15 protein-coding genes are annotated in these 18,313 nt (G+C 69.3%); 1 reads left to right on the top strand and 14 read right to left on the bottom strand.

What is annotated here, in order from left to right:
* The 14 genes from DFP74_RS13180 to DFP74_RS13115 all read right to left on the bottom strand — a co-directional run bounded on the left by DFP74_RS13180 (window position 1) and on the right by DFP74_RS13115 (window position 16,710).
* Window positions 1-1,605: a hypothetical protein gene (locus tag DFP74_RS13180; RefSeq protein WP_121181971.1), complete on the bottom strand. Its 1,605-nt coding sequence runs from the start codon at window positions 1,603-1,605 to the stop codon at window positions 1-3.
* A complete protein-coding gene (locus tag DFP74_RS13175; RefSeq protein ID WP_121181970.1) occupies window positions 1,605-2,609 on the bottom strand; it encodes a hypothetical protein in 1,005 nt (334 codons plus the stop codon). Before DFP74_RS13175 ends, DFP74_RS13180 begins: the two co-directional genes overlap by 1 nt.
* Window positions 2,606-3,598, bottom strand: coding sequence for a type III-B CRISPR module RAMP protein Cmr6 (cmr6, locus tag DFP74_RS13170; RefSeq protein WP_233570957.1), 993 nt, complete (start codon window positions 3,596-3,598; stop codon window positions 2,606-2,608). The genes DFP74_RS13175 and cmr6 overlap by 4 nt, the downstream gene beginning before the upstream one ends.
* Window positions 3,585-4,010: a type III-B CRISPR module-associated protein Cmr5 gene (locus tag DFP74_RS13165; RefSeq protein ID WP_121188227.1), complete on the bottom strand. Its 426-nt coding sequence runs from the start codon at window positions 4,008-4,010 to the stop codon at window positions 3,585-3,587. The genes cmr6 and DFP74_RS13165 overlap by 14 nt, the downstream gene beginning before the upstream one ends.
* Window positions 4,007-5,020, bottom strand: a complete 1,014-nt coding sequence (cmr4, locus tag DFP74_RS13160; RefSeq protein ID WP_121188226.1) for a type III-B CRISPR module RAMP protein Cmr4 — start codon at window positions 5,018-5,020, stop codon at window positions 4,007-4,009. Before cmr4 ends, DFP74_RS13165 begins: the two co-directional genes overlap by 4 nt.
* Complete coding sequence (locus DFP74_RS13155; RefSeq protein ID WP_121181968.1) at window positions 5,017-6,117, bottom strand: type III-B CRISPR module-associated Cmr3 family protein; 1,101 nt, start codon at window positions 6,115-6,117, stop codon at window positions 5,017-5,019. Before DFP74_RS13155 ends, cmr4 begins: the two co-directional genes overlap by 4 nt.
* A complete protein-coding gene (locus tag DFP74_RS13150) occupies window positions 6,114-7,958 on the bottom strand; it encodes a type III-B CRISPR-associated protein Cas10/Cmr2 (RefSeq protein ID WP_121181967.1) in 1,845 nt (614 codons plus the stop codon). The genes DFP74_RS13155 and DFP74_RS13150 overlap by 4 nt, the downstream gene beginning before the upstream one ends.
* The gene (gene cas6 / locus DFP74_RS13145) at window positions 7,955-8,785 is read right to left on the bottom strand and encodes a CRISPR system precrRNA processing endoribonuclease RAMP protein Cas6 (protein ID WP_121181966.1); all 831 of its coding nucleotides are present in this window, start codon (window positions 8,783-8,785) and stop codon (window positions 7,955-7,957) included. The genes DFP74_RS13150 and cas6 overlap by 4 nt, the downstream gene beginning before the upstream one ends.
* 1,574 nt (window positions 8,786-10,359) lie before the next feature.
* Window positions 10,360-11,325, bottom strand: coding sequence for a fumarylacetoacetate hydrolase family protein (locus tag DFP74_RS13140; protein ID WP_121181965.1), 966 nt, complete (start codon window positions 11,323-11,325; stop codon window positions 10,360-10,362).
* A 93-nt stretch (window positions 11,326-11,418) separates the two neighbouring features.
* Window positions 11,419-12,357, bottom strand: coding sequence for a VOC family protein (locus DFP74_RS13135; RefSeq protein WP_121181964.1), 939 nt, complete (start codon window positions 12,355-12,357; stop codon window positions 11,419-11,421).
* Window positions 12,358-12,461: 104 nt separating this feature from the next.
* Complete coding sequence (locus DFP74_RS13130) at window positions 12,462-13,490, bottom strand: amidohydrolase family protein (protein WP_233570956.1); 1,029 nt, start codon at window positions 13,488-13,490, stop codon at window positions 12,462-12,464.
* Window positions 13,487-14,626, bottom strand: a complete 1,140-nt coding sequence (locus tag DFP74_RS13125) for an FAD-dependent oxidoreductase (RefSeq protein ID WP_121181963.1) — start codon at window positions 14,624-14,626, stop codon at window positions 13,487-13,489. Before DFP74_RS13125 ends, DFP74_RS13130 begins: the two co-directional genes overlap by 4 nt.
* Window positions 14,627-14,737: 111 nt before the next feature.
* Window positions 14,738-15,709 carry a cyclase family protein gene (locus DFP74_RS13120; RefSeq protein ID WP_121181962.1) on the bottom strand — a complete coding sequence of 324 codons (972 nt, stop codon included), beginning with the start codon at window positions 15,707-15,709 and terminating at the stop codon, window positions 14,738-14,740.
* On the bottom strand, window positions 15,706-16,710 hold the full coding sequence (locus tag DFP74_RS13115; protein WP_233570955.1) for a fumarylacetoacetate hydrolase family protein: 1,005 nt from the start codon (window positions 16,708-16,710) through the stop codon (window positions 15,706-15,708). The genes DFP74_RS13120 and DFP74_RS13115 overlap by 4 nt, the downstream gene beginning before the upstream one ends.
* Before the next feature lie 129 nt (window positions 16,711-16,839).
* On the opposite strand from DFP74_RS13115, the gene DFP74_RS13110 reads away from it, so the two are divergent.
* Window positions 16,840-17,775 (top strand): LysR family transcriptional regulator, encoded by a 936-nt coding sequence (locus DFP74_RS13110; protein ID WP_121181961.1) that lies wholly within the window; start codon window positions 16,840-16,842, stop codon window positions 17,773-17,775.
* The last annotated feature ends 538 nt before the right edge of the window (window positions 17,776-18,313 follow it).

Raw genomic sequence — 18,313 nt, 5'->3', positions numbered from 1 at the left:
TCACCTTCCGTGTTTCCATCGACGGTGGGCCAGGGATGCGGTGATGGGCTGGTCGTCCCACAGGATCTGGGAGAAGACACCGGCGGCCAGGCACCACGTGGTCGCGTTGAACAGCGGAGTCCACAGGTCGGACGCGGGACCGGACCACACGGTGGTCAGGGCCGAGCCCTCCTCGGAGAAGGCGGGCAGGATCGCCATGGTGCCGATGACGGACACCAGTAAGGCATGCGCGATCCCGATGAAGGCGACGGCAAGGGCCCGTCGCAGGGCCGTCCACCTACCGGCGACGGTGAGGGACCGCCACAGGGTTGTCCACCAACGGGGCTGCGGCCGGGACGCATCGCCGTCTACTCGGTAGGTGTCTACGGGCCCGACCCCATGGTTGCGGGCCTCGACCGACAGGTACCACAGCGAAGCCGCTGCCAGGACCAGCACGGCCGGCCATTTCGGCCCCTCCCCCTGCCACCAGTCAAAGTGCAGGGCCACGAGCACGATCAGACCCACTGCGGATGCGGCGGGCAGCCGCAAAAGCCACGGCATCGCCCACTGCCGCCCGTACAGATAGACACCAACCCCGATGAACAGGTACGTCAAGGCTGCGGGTACGGCCGCCCACGGATAGGGCCCTATGTCCGCGAACGGGGCGAACCACAGGACCGCGACGGTCACCGGGGTCAGGACCGCGCAGACCACCGCCGCCCCGGCCAAGAACGCCCAAAAGCGAGGCCGGAAGTGGTCGCGGGCCAAGAACAGCGACTCCAGGACCGCCCCCATGGAGAAACGCGGCAGGAGGTGCTCCTGGAGGACGTGATCAACGAGCGCGACGTCCTCTGCCCGGGGAAGCACGGCTTCATCCAGACGGTGGGCGGACAGCACCAGGGGTCCGCTGCGCGGCCCGGCCCGGAAGGCCAGAGCGGCCACCTCCTCCTCCAGGTCGTGGGAGGCTGCCTCGGCCAGGACGGGGTGGGACTGGTAGGTGTCCAGGTAGGCCGCCCAGGCCTGTCGGGCCTCGTTGGCCCGGCGCACCAGCTCCGCCCCACTGTTGCGGCCGAATACCAGCTCGGTCTGGCGCGTCAGTTCGTCCTTGCCCCAGTCCGGGGGGCTGCCCGCTCGGAAGCGGAAGGGGTAGGACAGCGCCAGGAACCGTGACCGCGCCGCCAATGGGAGCAGTCTTCGGTGGTGGGAGTGGGTGGGGGCGGTGCGCTCAAGGTAGGCCCACACGGTGTCGGCGCACGCGGCCAGGACACGCCAGCGCCGGGCCGGGGGCCAGTGGCCGGGTAGCGCGTCTGATTGGGGGTCGAGAAGGAGGTGGGGGCTGTGCACGAGGGCCCGCAGGAGGCCGGGCCGGGTGTGCAGGTAATCGGCCAGTCGTGTGGCGGCCTGGTCGAACTCCTGTGTCGTGGCCATCCCCGGCTGGACGGCTGCACCGTTCTCTTGTTCCTCGGCCACGCAGGCGACCATCGCGTGCCAGTCGGGGGCGGTCAGAGCCGCACGGTCGGCGTCTGGGGATGCCACGCGCTGGTGCTCGGCGGTCACGGCCATACCTGTGGCGAGCTGGGTCCCCAGCGACGGTCCACTGGCGGCGGGGCCGGTGTCGTGTTTCATCACGCCTCGGGCTCGGGGATTTCGCGCACCAGCTCCCTCAGGGCGGTCCCGAAGGGGGTCAGGGCTACCTTGCCTTGCGGGGTCTCCTCGTACAGGAATCCGTTGAGTGTCGGGTCGCCGCCGGGGATGGCGGGCAGTGTGCCGTCGGCACCAACGAGGTCCTCGCGCAGCCGCCGCAGGTCCAGGTCCAGGGAGCGCAGGGGGATGGGCAGGGACTGTTGGTCGAAGGCCGATTCGTGCAGGGAGTGGGCGCTGACGACCTTTCGCCCGCACACCGTGCGCATGGCCTCGGCGAGGTTGAGCAGGTAGGGCAGGGCTGCTTTGAACCCGCCGGAGAGGTGGAAGCGGAACCGGGTCGGTTCGGCCTTCGCCGTCTGGTAGAGGTTTCTGCCGAGCGCTCCCAGGGTGCGCATGGCGTTGTGGAAGAGCGGTGCCGCCTCGTCGGGCCCGGATGGGGTGGCTAGCCCGGTCAGGCGCAGGACGACGACCATGCCGCGTGCTTGGTCCACATCCAGGCTGGTGTCGGATAGGTAGCGGACACGCTCTGTGTCTCCACCGGTCATCACCAGCGCGTTGAGCAGCGAGGCCCGCAACCCGGCGGCGGTGTCGCTGGTGATCAGGACAGCGGTGTCCTCTTTCCTCAGGCGGGGGGAGGTGCTGCGGTAGTAGGCCGCCAGGGAGTTGAGTTCGGCGCTCATCGTGTGTGGCCAGTCGCGCAGGCTCAGCTCTTGCAGGGCCGCCGACAGTTCGTGGTCGGGGTTCGTCCCGCCGTGCGGGGCGCCCAGGAGCGCGTTGATCTCCTCCCACGACCGTTTGGTGTAGTCGGCTGCGCGGGTGTTGTTGTCGTCCTCCTCGTCGTAGAGGACGGTCCTGTTCTCCCGGAGCGCCTCGATCATGCCTTCGTCCAGCTTGAGCTTCTCCAGGCCTGAATCGGGACCGTGGGTTTTGTCGAGCAGGCTGAGTCCCGCGGTGATCAGGTGTACCAGGCGGGGGTGGTCGCTCACAGCGTCTCCTGCGCGGGTGCGGGGGTGTGGTCGGTGAAGTAGCCGTATCCGGCGGTGGTGCGTCCGCCACCGCCGATCTCGTCCCCGGCCCAGCGCAGCCAGGAGGCCGCCAGGCGCAGATGGGCGGGGTCCAGGCCGAGCAGGTCAACGGCGAAGGTGCCCGACACGGACAAGAACTCCACCGGCACGGGGTTGTGGTGCTCGCCGGGTAGCCGACGTGTGCGGTTCGAGCGGGCCTGGGGGCCGTTGGTGGTGTAGTAGGGCTGCTGGTGAGGGGTGATGACGTCCTCGTGGACGCACAGGCCGTCCACCACCAGGGCGTCCAGGAAGCGCACGCCCCCGCGCCCCACGGTGCCTTCGGTCTGCTTGCGGCCGGGGCGCGGGCCGCCCAGTACCTGGCGTATCAGGTCGTCGTCGACTTTCTGCGCGGACGCCGCGGCTGCGGCCAGCCCTTTGAGTGCGGAGGCGCTCAGCAGAGGCCATCCGTAGGTTCCGTGCAGTGAGGCTCCGGTCTCCTGGGCTCCGAACCGCAGGCCCAGGCCGGGGGCGATCCGCCATTCGGTGCTCAATTGCAGGCGCAGGACACCGTCGGATCCCGGTCCCGGCACTGCGGGCAGGGGCCGGTGAGCGCGCCGCCATGCCTGCAGGAACGCCGTCCTGCGGGCCAGGACGTCCGGGGCCAGGCCGTTGTCTTGCTGGCCCAGTCCGTGTAGGCCGGCCCAGGCGTGCAGGGGCCGGTCGGGGTTCTTGTCGTTCCAATCCTGGGGGGACTTGCGGGGTGCCAGGGTCAGGCGTCGCAGTACGACGAGCGCGTTGGCCCCCTGGTCCACAGGGGTCTGCTGGGGGCCGAGCACCAGGTCGTGGCGCTTCTCCGCAGAGTTGTGGGTGGTCCTGACGGCCCTGCCGAAGGGGCCGCGAGCCTTTCCGGAGGCCGCGCGTGGTGTCGCTTTACCGCCCTTGTCCTTCTTGTTGTTCTTATTCTTGGCCACGGTCACCTCCCTGGTCGCTCTGGGGCTCCAGCGCATCGGACAGGCGGCTCATCCATCCGGCCAGTGCTTCCACGCGCAGGGAGATGCGGGTGTAGGTGGTCGGGGTCATCTTCGACTTCGACAACTGTTCGAGGAACAGGTAGGGGTCCATCTGTTCGGGGCCGTCTGGGATGAGCCGGTGCTCGGCGACGTACCGGGCGATGACTTCGGCCAGCCGTGTGTAGGCCTTCTCGACGGCATTGGCCTGTCCGGAGTGGGAGAGGATGAACGCGTAGGTGGCGGCCAGCCCTCCGCCGCGCAGCCGGGCGGGGAGTTGGCGCATGCGCGTGCGCACTTCCAGGGTGAAGCCCGGTTGGAGGATCTGGTAGGCCAGTCCGGCCATCTGGTTGTCCAGGCGTTTGGCCGTGCTCACTGGTGGGCCTCCACCAGCTTGGACCACACCAGCCCCTTGCCGACGGTCTCGTCACCGCCGATCTGCAGCACGGAGTCCTCCAGCAGTTCCTGGACGAGGATTTGGTGCTCCTCGCTCCTGTCGGGGTGTTCGCGCAGGGTCAGCACGGCCGCCAGCACGGTCTCCGCGGGCAGGTACTCACTGCTGAACAGTTGTTTGACCTCCTTGGTATCGGGGACGAGCTGGACGCGTACGGTGTGCTCGGTGCCCTGGCGGACGAGCAGTTGCATCACGTCCTCCCCGACGACGAGCAGGTCCTTCTTGAGTTTGCTGGCGAAGGGCTCCAGTGCCTCGCGCTCGCCCAGCGCTTCCTGGGCCAGGAGTTCGCCCCACTGGTAGACCGGATCCGCGCTCCTGTCCTCGCCCTTGTCCTCGCTTGTGCTCTCCTGCTCGTCCTTACTCTTGTCCTCGGACTCGTCCTTGTTGTTGTCCTTGGCCTGCGGCGAGGGCACCAGGGACTCGAAGTTGACCAGGCAGGGACCCACGACCTGCTCTTCGTGTTCGGATCCCACCCATACCTGGTCACCGGCGTACCCGCGTGCGGCGTTGGGGGTCGGGATCGTGGGCAGGGTCCGGTCAGCTTCGGCGTAGCGGTACTTGCGGGCCAGGCGGCTCAGCGCCGTGGCCGAGGTCGCCCAGGCGAAGGTGCGCTGCATCGTGGCCACCGGCAGGGCGACCAGTTGGGCGTCCCCCACCCGCAGGAGTCCGGCCTGCGGGTTCACCCCGGGCTCGTCACCTTGCGAGGGCGGGGGGCCGAACACCTCGTTGACGGTCTGGGACCCGAAGCTGTCGTCGTCCAAGCCCCGGTCCCGTGCAGCCTGTCGCAGGGCGCCCTTGAGGCTCTGCCCCCACACCACCGGGTAGCCCGTGGCCACCTCCCTCTGGATGGGCAGGTCCAGGGCCCCGTCGGAGCCGGAGGCCCCAGCGTGCACAGGCGATTCCGCGTACAGGTACAGCAGGTAGTTGATCACGGCCACACTCCAGTCAGGACGACACCGAATCCCGCCGTGTCCAGGCGCGGACGGGCGGGCTCCAGCGCATGGTTGTGCCATGTGCGGGCCCACACCAGGGCGGTCTCGGGGGAAGGGAACTTCAGGTAGTAGACAGATCCCGCGGGGACGGCCCAGTACGAAGCACGGCTGGCCAGGAACTCCCGGTAGGTGTCGTTGGGGGAGGCGGTGGAGACCACCACAGGCTCGGGCACGCACGCCCCGACCAGGACGGTGCCCGGATCCAGCGGCGGGATCCACCCCCGCGCCCAGATCCCCGGGGTGACCACGTACAGCAGCATCTGGCCGTTGGGGAACTCATCAGGAACGGGGGGCCAGGCGAGCTGCTCGTCGAGGCAGATCTCGGCCAGCCTGCCGCGCCCTCCGAACGGCACCGGACCACGGGGCGGGGGCTCGTCATCGCGTGCGGGGACGTATTGGGCCGCGAACTGCCACCGGTCCTGCAGGCGGATGTGGCTGGTGCGGTAGAGCTTGCCGTCCTCGGCGGTCCGGGTGTCTGCGTCGCGCCCCAGCCCGACCCTGGTCTCGAAGAGCACGGGATCGCGCAGGCGGATGTCCGCTGTGCTGGTGGAGCGCCGACTGCCGAACAGTGTCCCGGCCAGATAGGAGGACAGGACCGTGGCGGGTACCCAGCCGGTGAGTGGTTCGCTTCGGCGAGCGTAGGAGGGCACGCGGGCCCCCTTGGCCTGGGGTGCCTGCTCATCCAGGTCGGTGACCACGCCCTCCGGGGCCCGGTCCGGGACGGACAGGCGCCACACCTCCGACCGGCCTGCTTGGGAAGAGGTGACCAGGTCGGCGGGGACGGGAAAGAACACCTCGCGCTTGTCCGGCTTGGGCTGGTGCACCAGGACGGGGCCCCGTACACACGAGGGTTCACCGCCCAGGGCCTTGGCGAGCGCACCGGCCACCGTCGACGGCCACGGGCGCACGGTGTAGGCCGTCGAATCCTCTCCCGCGTCGAAGGCGCGCCCGTCGCGCACGTGCACGGTGTCGCGGGGCTCGATCACGGCCCAGCGGCCCTCGCGGGCCTCCTCGGCAGTGGGACCGGTCGGACTCACAACACCTCCTGACGTAGGAACACAGCGACCCTGGCCGCGGATTCGTCCACCCGCCGCTTCCCGGACTGGGTAGCCATCCACTCCAGCGAGGCGGCGGCCCGCTCGGCGAAGCGGCGCCGTTCGTCCTGCTCGTTTGGGCCCTCGACGGCCGAGCTCGGGGCCGTGGTGCCGGGCACGGCGTCCAGGGACACGGTGTGGCGCAGGGTGAGCCTGCGGACCTCGGCGCGGGCCACCTCCACAGGCAGCCCTTTGTCGTTGTTGAGCGCATCAGCGCACTCGACCAGGTCCTGCACCAGGCCCGGGGACAGCCGTGCACGGTCTCCGGCGGAGGGGACGAACACCGACAGGTGCTTTGTGGCCGTGCTGTTCTCGGCCTGCCAGGGCAGCACGCACTGGGCGTGGGAGCCGCTGTGGCGGACGAACCCCACCCCCAGCCCGTGCTTGTGCTTGCGGGCCTTGGCCGCGGCCAGGGCGTCCTGCGCGCGCAGCAGGCCATGGCGCAGCGACGAGCGGTGGTGGAAGAACAGCACGCCGCTACTCACCGTCGGCAGCGTCGCGGGAACGTCTTCCCGGCAGCGGTCGGCGACGGCCAGGGCATCTGCTGCGGGCACCAGGGCCAACAGGTCGTCCCCGCCCGCGTAGACCACCCGGCCCCGCACACCGTGCACCAACACCCGCTGGTGTGCGGCCGCCTGTCCCAGCGCCTCGGAGACGCGGGTGTGCTCGTCCCGGGCCACCGTGATGCACCTGCCATCGCGATCGGGCGCCTCACCCGACAGGAACGCCCCCATCGAATCCAGGTCCTGCACCAGGACCGCCAGATACGCGCAGGGAGCCCCCACCCCGTGCTTCTCCAAGGCCTCGGCGAGTTCCTTGGCTGCCGCGTGACCGGCGGCCACCTTCGCGGCCACTTTCTGGTCGGCGGCGTCGAGCTCGAACTCGCGGGCCAGTGACGCCGCGTTCCAGGTGGAGGGGTAGACCCACCGTCCGCCGTTCACGGCCAGCCAGTCGGCCGCCCGCTCCCCCTTGACTCGGCGCACCCCGGGCAGGGGGTGGTCCCGCACCCCTTGGGTGTCGATTCCCGATGCTGCCGTGTGCAGGCTCCAGATCGTCCGGGTGACCACCTCGTCGCGCCCCCACAGGCGCAGAGCCGCGTCCCGGTAGGGCGCCGAGGCGATCGCGCTGGTCGAGGCGATCCCCGATCCGGGTTCGATGTCGGCGTGCCATCGGCGCCGCACCCAGTTCACCGCGCACAGCACGTCCTTCTCGTGCGGGCGCAGCCCGGGCGGCAGGGGCGATGCCGGCCAGCGCGGGGACAGCGAGCACGGCTCTTCCTGCTCTGCCCAGTCCTGGGCGAAGTCCCGGATATTCTTGCGGGCCGCCAGGTGCTCCTGGGCCCGGTGCCACTGCTGGTCATAGGAACCGCCTGTGTCCGGGGCGACCACCCACTGCACCAGCGGCCAGTTCAACGCGGGCAGGGGGTCCCCGTCCGGGGCGAACACGGTCTCCACCCAAGAAGGCCAGACCGTGTGGCACAGGTGTTCCTTGACCTGCCGCGCCACGGTCTCACCGGTCCTGGCGGGCAGCAGGGCGATGACACGGTTGGGCATGGCCTCTCCGGCCAAGGCGCGGTCGGACGTGTCCTGCCCCTCCGGTCGGCCGGTGCCACAGGCGGGGAAGACCAGGCTCGCGCCCGGGACCGCGGCGATCAGGTCGGTGGCCTCGGCCGCCAGGCGGGCGATGATCCTGCTGGCCGCGCGCAGGTCCAGGGTGCTCCGGGACTCGGTGATGAAGCGCTGCACACCGGACAGGGAGATGACGACCAGGTCGCGTTCACTCATGTGCCTGCGTTCTGTGTACGGGGCGGAGTCGGTCTGGTGGATACGGGCCTGTTGCGGCCGGTCCGTTGTGGCCGGTCCGTGCCTCCTCGTTGGGTGGGGTGGCCGGTCTCCGGGCGCAGGCGGACCCGCACGTGCCCCAACCCGTGGGTGGTCTGAGCGCCCACCCCGGCGAACTCGGCGAACGCCCACAGGGCGGTAAAGGACCGCCGGGCGGCAGGCGAGGCCCGGGGCAGTCCGAAGACGGCGTGCCCGACGAACCCGGTGCGCTGGTGGCGTCCGGTACCGACAGGCACGGTGCGGGTGTCGTGGCGGGCCAGGTGCACCATCCCCAGGGCCTCGGCGGTGGCGTCGCAGGGCAGCGGGTGGGGGCTGAACGCGGCCCAGCGGCGCGCGAGCCCCTCCAGCAGGAGTTCGGGGTCGGGCAGGGGGAGTTGGCGTCCGCCCCGGTTGACGTAGGCGGGGGTGGTGAACTCGACCCGGACCCGGGGCGTGGGCGCCGTGGCGGCCAAGCGCGTGTAGGGCACGGTGCGGCGCGCGGCCAGGGACAGGTGGGCTGTGTGCGAGCCGAGACGGACCGGGCCGGTGATCCGGCTGGCCAGGTCGGGTTCGGTGGGCTCGTCCAGCCAGCTCAGCAGCAGCGTCGGCGCCGAGGCGGCCACGGATCCCCGGGCGGTCCCGGCGGGCAGGGCCGCGGTGAAGGCTTTGACCTGGGCGGTGTGCTCGCTCGCCGGGTCCTCCAGTAGGAGGCAGGCCAGAGCGTGCACGTGCGAGGGGGAGACGCCAGGGGGTGGCGGGGGCGTGGGGGTGAGTGACCACTGGGTGGGCACATGACCTCCTTGGGGCACCTGCGCGAGGCCGTAGAGGTTCGATGGTGTGGGGGCGCGGGAGGCTCCACATCTGGGCGCTCACGTTAGCAACGCGAAGGGCGCCGTGTCAGGGGAAACGGGGATGTATGGCCGTTTGCGGCACAGGGGTGGCGGTCGCAGCTCTGAGCGGGTAAGGATGAGGGACTGCGGCCTTGCGGAAAGGTACGGCGCTGGACGTGTACACCGAATCCCGTTCTGGTGTGGAAACCCCGGTTTGCGTGCAGCGTGTTTGTGCTGGTCAGGGGCTGCCAACCGTGATTTGTCGCCTGGGTCACATGCCCTCGGATGGCTGGGAGGTCGATCGCGTGCAACAGGGGTGTATCGCCGCAGCTCACGAGCCATGAAAATCGGGAAGGGTTCCGCAGGACGACAAAGCCCGTAGGGCATGGAAACAAGCCGGTGACGATGCCGACGAACGGGAGAACGTACGTTCCGCAGGACGACAAAGCCCGTAGGGCATGGAAACCAGGCTTGGAGCCGTGCTCCGGACATTCCGGGTCTACCCGGAGCGTGTAGGGTTCCGCAGGACGACAAAGCCCGTAGGGCATGGAAGCAGGAACGCTTCTTTCGTGACGATTCCATCGTATGTTCCGCAGGACGACAAAGCCCGTAGGGCATGGAAACCACTTGGGCCCTTCTTTGGCTTCGTTCTCCTTTTGTTCCGGAGGACGACAAAGCCCGTAGGGCATGGAAACTTCCGCCACAGCTGTTGCCGTGGCGAGTCACGAGTTCCGCAGGACGACAAATCCCCTAGGGCATGGAAACGCTGACGGGTGTCACGGCACCAGCAAGGAGGAGGGTTCCGCAGGACGACAAATGCCCGTAGGGCATGGAAACACAAGCGTGGGGGTTGCTCTGATTAGTAAAATACCCTGGTTCCACTGCAGCACAAAGCCCGCAGGGTAAGAAAAATAGCGCCGAGTGAACTGCTCACATTTCAGTTGGAGCTTGACACCTTGGAGATTTGGCGGTCCATTAGGCCATAGATACCCCAAACACATAATCACCCAAAAACAGTCGATTTTGAATTCACTCGATGACTTTGGATTCCACTCGTGGTGCACCCGCGAGGGTGCACCAGACAGGGAAAGGTCGTGCACCCGGAGGGTGCACGACTCGTGGTGGAACTCAAGACAACCGAGCACAACGCGGGAACGCCTACCCCACTGAACTGGCACTTCTCGTGTTTGTGCAGGTCAGGCATCTGGGGCTGGGCGGTTCGATTCCCGTCATCCGCTCCACGCATGAATAAGGCCAGGTAGATCGGTGAAAACCGAACACCTGGCCGAACTGCTTTCCAGGGGTCTGTGGTGACGGATCGTCGCCGTCGTCGGAATCGGTCCGCTTCGACTTGAGTTCCTCGGCGACCCGCTCCCCCAGCCGGTCAGTGATCTCCCGTTCCCGTTCCTCCCGGGCGTGCACCCCGTTTACCGGGGAGTATCCATGGTGGGTTCCTCAGTCCTGGTCGGCCAGCCCCAGGCTGCGGTGTGCAGCGACGAAGGCCTTGCCGTCCGGCTTGTCTTCCGCTACTCGGTTCACGGGCGCAGCCGGGGACGTGTGCGGGCGGTCGGCAGGGGCACTGGAGCCGCTCCGGCGACCACGGTGTTGGAGACACTGCCGATGCCCTCGACCGTGAGGGTGACGGTGTCTCCGGGCTTCAGCGGTGGCGGGTCCTGGCGGCCGCGCACACCCCAGAGCTCAGCGAGGCAGCCGCCGTTGCCGCAGGTGCCGGAGCCGAGCACATCTCCGGGGCGTACGTATGTGCCCCTGGAGGCGTACGCGGTCATCTCCTCGAAGGTCCAGCTCATGTTGGACAGCAGGTCCTTACCGATGACCTCGCCGTTGATCTCGGCAGTCAGCGCCAGGCGCAGGAATCCGTCGCTGTCGCGGTACGGCTCCAGTTCGTCGGCGGTGACGAAGTACGGGCCGAGGGTCGTGGCGGTGTCCTTGGCCTTGCAGGGGCCGAGGCCGACCTTCATCTCGCGGGACTGAAGGTCGCGTGCGGACCAGTCGTTGTAGATGGTGTAGCCGATGATGTGGTCGCGGGCCTGCTCGGGGGTGAGGTCGCTGCCCTCGCGGCCGATGACCGCGGCGACTTCGAGCTCGAAGTCCAGTGCCTGACAGCCGGGCGGCACGGGGACGGGATCGCCCGGGCCGATGACCGCGTAGGGGTTGGTGAAGTAGAAGGTGGGCGCGTCGTACCAGGCGTCCGGGGCGCCCGAGATCCCGTCGACGCTGCGTCGTACGCCCTCGACGTGCTCCTCGAACGTGACGAAGTCGCGCACGGACGGCGGTCGGAGCGGCGGCAACAGTCGCACTTGGGAGACGTGCGGCCCGCGCGGCACGTCCAGGCTTGCGGTGCCCGCCGCGCGCAGGGCCTCGGGACCGAGTTGGATCAGATCGAGAAGCGAGGCTCGGTCGGGGCAGGGGTGGAGGACACCGTCGTCCTCGACGGTGGCGAGACGGCTGCGGCCGTGCTGCTCGTACGTGGCGAAACGCATGGCATTCCTAGGGAACTGGGTGGGTTGACACAGGCCGGGGGCGCGGCGGCATCGCAGGGAGGGGGAACGCGCCGAGCCCCCGGGGCCAAGGGGTCAGACCGGCGGAGCGACGAAGACGCCGGGGTCGACGTCGTTCTGCATTTCCTTGCCGACCATCTCGTTCATCGGGTTGGCCGTGCCCCACTGGTCGGAGTTCTCGGGCTGGGACAGGTCGTAGATGTGCGGGTGCCAGGTGTCCTCGTCCAGCTCTTCGAGCTCGGTGGTGTACTCCACGGTGTTGCCGTGCGGGTCGAGGAAGTACATGAAGGTGTTGTCGCCCGCCATGTGCCGCCCGGGGCCCCAGATATTGCGGGCGCCGGAGCGCATCACGCGGCCGGAGCCGCGCATGTACTCGTCGATGCCGCGCATCTCGAAGGAGATGTGCTGCAGGGAGGTGTGCGGACCGCTGGCGATGGCCATGGAGTGGTGCTGGCTGCTGATCCGCATGAAGTGCATGATCTCGCCCATGTGCGGAATGCTGAGCGAGTCGGACAGCCGGAAGCCGAGGTGCTGCTCGTACCAGGCGCGGGTGGCGGTCGCGTCGGTGGAGTTGAGGACGACGTGCGAGAGGCGGACGGGGATGGACTCCTTCTCCTCGATACGGCGGTGCCGGCGCGCCTCGACGTCGGCGGAGACCTCGATGGTGCGGCCGTCGATGTCGAAGAAGCGGAAGCCGTAGCCGCCACCGGGGGTGTCGACTCTGCCCGGCTCGGAGATCAACTGCACTCCACCCGCGAGGAGCTGCGCGGCGATCGTGTCCACGTCGGCGGGGTTCGCCGCGCCGTAGGAGATGAGGTCGAGGCGCTTCTCCTTCGCCTTGCGGAGGCGGACGATGTACTGCTCGGGGGAGCCCTCGGCGGCCAGGAAGGAGATGCCGGAGTCCTCGGCGACCTTGGTCAGGCCCCAGACGCCGGCGTAGAAGTCGAGCTGCTTGTCATAGTCCGGCACGGCCAGGTCGACGTGCCGCAGGTGGGTGAGCAGGCGTGCGTTCATGGTGAGGGTTCTCCTCTTCGCGGTTCAGATGGTTCGGACGCGGTTCAGATGGTTCGGACGCGGTTCAGATGGTTCGGACGCGGTTCAGATGGTTCGGACGCGGTTCAGATGGTGCGGGCAAGGTGGAGCAGCGCTGCCGCGTTGCCGCCGCGTACTGCGTGGAAGTGGGCGGCAGGCAGGTCCGTGACGGCGCGCAGCGCGCTGAGCGGGTCGTCGGTGCCCATGTCGAAGGGGAAGTCGGAGCCGAGCAGGACCCTGTCGGGGCCGGCCACCCGGATCAGCTCGCGCAGGACGTACGGGTCGTGGACGAGTGAGTCGAAGTACAGCTGCTTGAGGTAGCTGCTGGGCGGGCGGGCGCAGCCGCGGGTGTCGGTTCGGGCGAGCCAGGCGTGGTCGGAACGGCCGATGTGCGTGGGCAGGTAGCCGCCGCCGTGAGCGGCGACGATGCGCGCCCCCGGGTGTCTGTCCAGGACTCCGGAGAAGATCAGGTGGGAGAGCGCGACGGCGTTCTCGGTGGGCTGGCCGACGGTATTGGACAGGTACCAGCGGTCGAGGCGCTCGTCGAGCGTGCAGCCGAAGGGGTGCAGGAAGAGGATCGCTCCGGTTTCCTCGGCCCGTGTCCACAGCGGTTCGTATGCGGGGTCCGACAGTTCGCGTCCCGGCGCGTGGCTGGAGATCTCGACACCGCGCAGGCCCAGGTCGAGGGCGTGATCGAGTGCTTCGACGGCGAGGTCCGGGTGCTGGAGCGGGACGAGGCCGAGGCCGTGCAGCCGTTCCGGGGCCTGGGCGACGTGCGCGGCGGTGCCCTCGTTGGCCAGTTCCCACACCGTACGGGCCAGGTCCTCGTCGGCCCAGTAGTGGTAGTGGGACGGAGACGGCGAGACCATCTGGACGTCGATCCCGGAGGCGTCCATCGCGGCGAGCCGGGCCTTGACGTCGGTCAGCCTCGGGATACGGTCCCGGAACATCGGGCCGCTGACGGCGATGGCTTCGGGGCCGTTGCGGCGGGTGTCGAGATCGCGGGCGGCGGCCAGCCCGGGGTGTCCGGCGACGGCGTCCTCGACCGGCGGCAGCAGGACGTGCGCGTGGACGTCGATCGTGGGTGCGCTGTTCTGGGGACCCACGGGGTTCACGGGGTCTCCTTCAGGACGGACATCGTGCGGCCCATCAGACCGGGTGCGTCGGCGTCACGGACGCCGTTCAGCTGCCACTGACCGAGTTGCACGGACGCTTCGACCACCGTGCGGACACGGTCGATCCGGCGTTCGTAGTAGCCGGTCAGTAGGGCGTCGAGGGAGCTCCAGTCCTGCTCCTCGCTCAGCATCTCGGCCAGTACGGAGGCGTCCTCCAGCGACATGGCCGCCCCCTGGGCGAGCGTGGGGGGACAGACGTGGGCCGCGTCGCCGATCAGGACGACCCGGCCGCGGTGCCAGGAGCCCTCGACGAGCAGCCGGTTGAACCAGGTGTAGTTGACCTCGGCGGGGTCGGTGATGCTCGCGGCGATCTCCGGCCACGCACCCCCGTAGGGCGCGGCCAGCCGCCGCATCTCGTCCGCGTACGAGGCCGGCTCGATGGAGGCGCGGTCGCGGTTGGCCTCGACGAGGTAGGCGTAGATGGTGTTCTTGCTGGTGGGGCAGTAGCCGGCGATGTAGCACGTTCCGCCGTAGGACAGGGTCATGCGCTCCACGCCCTCGGGGCGGGGTGCGGGGACGCGCCAGATGGCCATGCCGGTCGGTTCGGGCTTGTCGCTGATGCCGATCATCGCGCGCGTGCGGGAGTTGACGCCGTCGGAGGCGATGACGAGGTCGTAGCGGCCCTCGGTGCCGTCGCTGAACCGGGCGGTGACGCCGGACGCGTCCTGGACCAGTTCCTCGGCTGTGGTGCCGAGGCGTACCGCCGCGCCGCTCTCGCGAACGGCCTCACACAGAATCTCCTGGAGCCGGGGCCGCTGCATGCCGAAGATCGGGGGCAGGTCGTCCCCGCCGGTGCGGATGTCCTGCTGGACATGGAACACGGTCCCGTCGGGTGCGGCCAGGCCGACGTCGTCGACGGCGTAGCCGCTCTCCTGGACCTTGTCCCATACGCCCACTTCGCGCAGCACGCGCAGCGCGTTGCCCTGGAGGGTGATACCGGAGCCGAGCACGTTCCAGTCGGGTTTGGCCTCGACCAGTTCCACGGCGATGCCCGCCCGACGCAGCAGCACGGTCACGGCGTTGCCGGACGCGCCGCCGCCTATGACGAGGACGGTGCGGGGGCGGGTGTCGTTCATGGGTTCTCCCTGAGATGGTGCCGCGCGACGGCGAGCGGCAGAGGGGTGGCGGGCCGGGCGGGTGAAGGTGGCGTGGCCGTTCGGGCGCGGCCCGCCCGGCCGTCCAGGGCGTTACTTGACGGCGATGGGATTCACCGGTGAGCCGACGGACCCGGTGATGGGCAGTGGCGCGGCGGTGAGCCAGAACTCGTACCGGCCGTCGGCGGCGCAATGTGCGGCGAGGGCGTCGAGGTCCCACATCTCACCGATGAGCAGGCCGATGTGGGGGATGGCGACCTGGTGCAGGGGCTGGAAGGCGTGGTCGAACTCGTTGGGCCGCACCTCGAACCCCCAGGTGTCGGTGGCGATTCCGGCGATCTCGCTTCGGCGCAGCCAGCCGGCCGTGCTGAAGCTCAGCCCCGGCGCCGGTCCGCCCGCGTAGTCTCCCCAGCCTTCGTGACGGGCGCGGGCCAGCCGCCCGGTGCGCACGAGGACCAGGTCTCCGCGACCGACGGTCACCCCTTGCGAGGCGGCGGTCGTGGTCAGGTGCTCCTCGGTGATGGCGAAGCCGTCGGGCAGTTCGCCGTCCTGGCCGATGGCCAGGCCCACGTCGAGGAGGACGCCTCGCCCTGCGACGTGCGGAGCCATGTGCTCGATGCCGGTGACCAGGTCTCCTTCGGAGGTGACGACCTCCTCCGCCGGGCGGCCGTTCCACGCCTTGCCGTGATCGAAGATGTGCCCGAGCCCGTCCCATTGGGTGGAGCACTGCAGGGGCATGGCGATCACGTCGTCGGCGCCGCCGAACCCGTGTGGAAAGCCCTGGCCGCCCAGGGCGGCGTCGGTGCCGGTGGCGAGCATGGTGTGCACCGGGTTCGTACGCCGACGCCAGCCTTTCTGCGGGCCGTCCATGTCGAAGGCCTGCGACAAGGAGAAGCTGACGCCGTCGCGGATCAGGGCCGCGCCCTCGCGGCGCTTGGCTTCGTCGAGGAAGTTGAGCGTGCCGAGCACGTCGTCCTCGCCCCAGCGGCCCCAGTTCGAGTAGGCCTTCGCCGCCTCGGCGATCGCCGCCTCGGGATCCGTACGGTCGATACGATCGGCCGTCATCGGGCCTCCTCCGTGACACAGCGGGTGCGCTGGGCGCCGAGTCCGGTGACCGAGCCGTCCATCACGTCACCGTCGCGCAGCAGTCGGCCCCAGTGGATGCCGTTGCCGGCCGGGCTGCCGGTGAGAACCAGGTCGCCGGGGAGCAGCCGGGCGCTCTGGGAGATGTACGAGATGATCCGTGCGACGTCGAAGACCATGTCCTCGGTGGACTCGTCCTGCATGGTCTCGCCGTTGAGTTTCAGGGTGACCCGCAGGTCGGAGGGGTCCGCGATGGAGTCGGCCGGGACGATCCACGGGCCGAGCGGGGTGAAACCGGGGGCGTTCTTGCTGCGCAGCCAGTCGGTGCCGATCGGGGGCATGTCCCGGCGGAAGACGGTCGCGCGGTCGGTGAGGTCGTTGGCGATGGTGTAGCCCGCGACGTGTTCCAGCGCCTCTTCCACGGTGATCCGGTAGGTGGGACGGGAGATCACCGCGGCCAGTTCCAGCTCCCAGTCCGGCTTTTCGGCCCAGGAGGGCAGCACCACGTCGTCGTAGGGGCCGCTGATCGAGGTCGGCAGACCCATAAAGACGTACGGGAGGTCCTCGATGGCCCGCTTGTCCATGACCGCCGCGATCTCGGCGCGGGCCTCCTCGGCGCTGCGCGGGTCGTCCGGAGCGCGGTGGGCGACCCCCAGGTCGATCACGTGCTGCCGGTAGTTGGCGCCGGACTGGAAGATCTGCCGGGGCTCGACCGGCGCGTGCACCGCCAGATCCGCCAGTGGCCGCCAGTGGCCCACAGGGTCCCTGGCGAGGTTGTGCAGGCGTGGCAGCTCCTCGTCCCAGCGCTCCAGGAGCGCAAGCGTGGTCAGCGCGGGTTCGTCCAGTGCCGTGCGCAGGTCGAGCACCCGGCCGTCCGGGGTCACGAGGCCCGGCCACCGGGCCTCGCCCGGTGCCGAAAGGGTGCTGATGGCGAACGGCCCCGAGAAGGGGGCGAAGGGTGCCGACGCGGCTGCGGATTTCACGGTGATGTCCTCACGATTGCGGTGCAATGAGTCTGGCCTGTAACTTGTGTTCTGGGAAATAGATTCCCCGGATATCTGCATCCAGGGGACAAATGCCCGCCCGCTTCTGACACGGCACTGGGACGCTTCGTGAATCTGGCAAGCCTCGACCTCAACCTCGTCGTCGCCCTGCGCGCCCTCCTGGAAGAGCGCAACGTCACCAATGCCGGCCGACGCATCGGGCTCAGCCAGCCCGCCATGAGCGCCGCCCTGGCACGGCTGCGCCGCCACTTCGGCGACGACCTTCTCTCCCGGGAGGGCGGACACTACGAACTGACCGCCCTCGGCCTGGCCCTCCTCGACCGCACCGCCACCGCCTGTGACCTGCTGGAGCGCGTCTTCGGCAGCCAGACCGACTTCGATCCGGCCCGCGAGGAACACGAGTTCACTCTGATCTCCTCCGACTACGCGGTGGCCGTCTTCGGTGCCGAGCTGGCCCGCACCGTCCACGCCGAGGCACCAGGCATCCGGCTCCGGTTCAAACAGACGCCGACGGAGATCATCGACAACACCGGGGCGCTGCTGAGCACCGCCGACGGGCTACTGATGCCGCACGGCATCGTCAGCGGCTTCCCCACGGTCGAGCTCTACCGGGACCGCTGGGTCTACCTCGTCGCCGACGACAACCCCGAGGTCGGCGAGCACCTCACCCTCGACGATCTGGCCCGACTGCCGTGGGTGACGTACCAGCGCACCTACGATGCGCCCGCCGCCCACCAGATCGGCATGCTCGGAATCGAGCCGCACGTGGAGGTCTCCGTCGACAGCTTCCAGTCGATGCCCTTCCTGGTCGCCGGCACCCGGAGGGTGGCCCTCATCCAGGGACGTCTCGCCGAGCTGCTGGACGGACTCGCCCCCGTACGCGTCATGGAACCGCCCTACGACGCCGTGCCGCTCCAGGAGACCCTGTTGTGGCACCCGGTGCACACGCACGACGCGGCGCACGTCTGGCTGCGGGAGACGGCGGCCCGGGTCGCCGGGGCCGTGGAGACCCGGCGGCCACCGAACTCTGCTCCTGCGGGGTGAGGATGGCCGGCCCTTCAACGGCAGGACACCGATCACCGGCAAAGACCGCCGTTGCCCTGCCGTCCACCTTCGGACGCGGTGCTCGTCCAGCCGGGCCGGATCCCGTCGGCCGGCGCCACGTCGGGACGAGCTGGAAGCACGGCTGTCGAGGTTGAGGTCGAGGCGTGCCAGATTCACGAAGCGTCCCAGTGCCCGCGTCGGAAGCCTTTGGGTATTTGCCACATGGATGCGTATATCCGAGAAATCTATTTCCCAGGCCATAAGTTAAAATCGAGGCGAATGGAACCGCGACCGGGAGGACCTCCCCGCAAAGTCCGCTGACTTGCGGACTGTCGGGGCGGACCACGCCGAATTCGCTGCCTTCGGGTCACCCCGAAACTCAACGGCGAGACCAACGGCATCCACTGGGGCCGACCGCTGCGCGACGGTGACGTGATGGACGGCTCGGTCACCGGACTCGGCGCCCAGCGCACCCGCTGTGTCACGGGGGAAGCCCGATGACCGCCGCGGTTTCGCTTTCCGCCACGTACGCATCGAA

Origin of the sequence: Nocardiopsis sp. Huas11 (assembly GCF_003634495.1) — a bacterium.
Classification (GTDB): domain Bacteria; phylum Actinomycetota; class Actinomycetes; order Streptosporangiales; family Streptosporangiaceae; genus Nocardiopsis.
The sequence above is the reverse complement of the archived record's forward strand: the minus strand, read 5'-3'. Positions and strand labels throughout refer to the sequence as shown.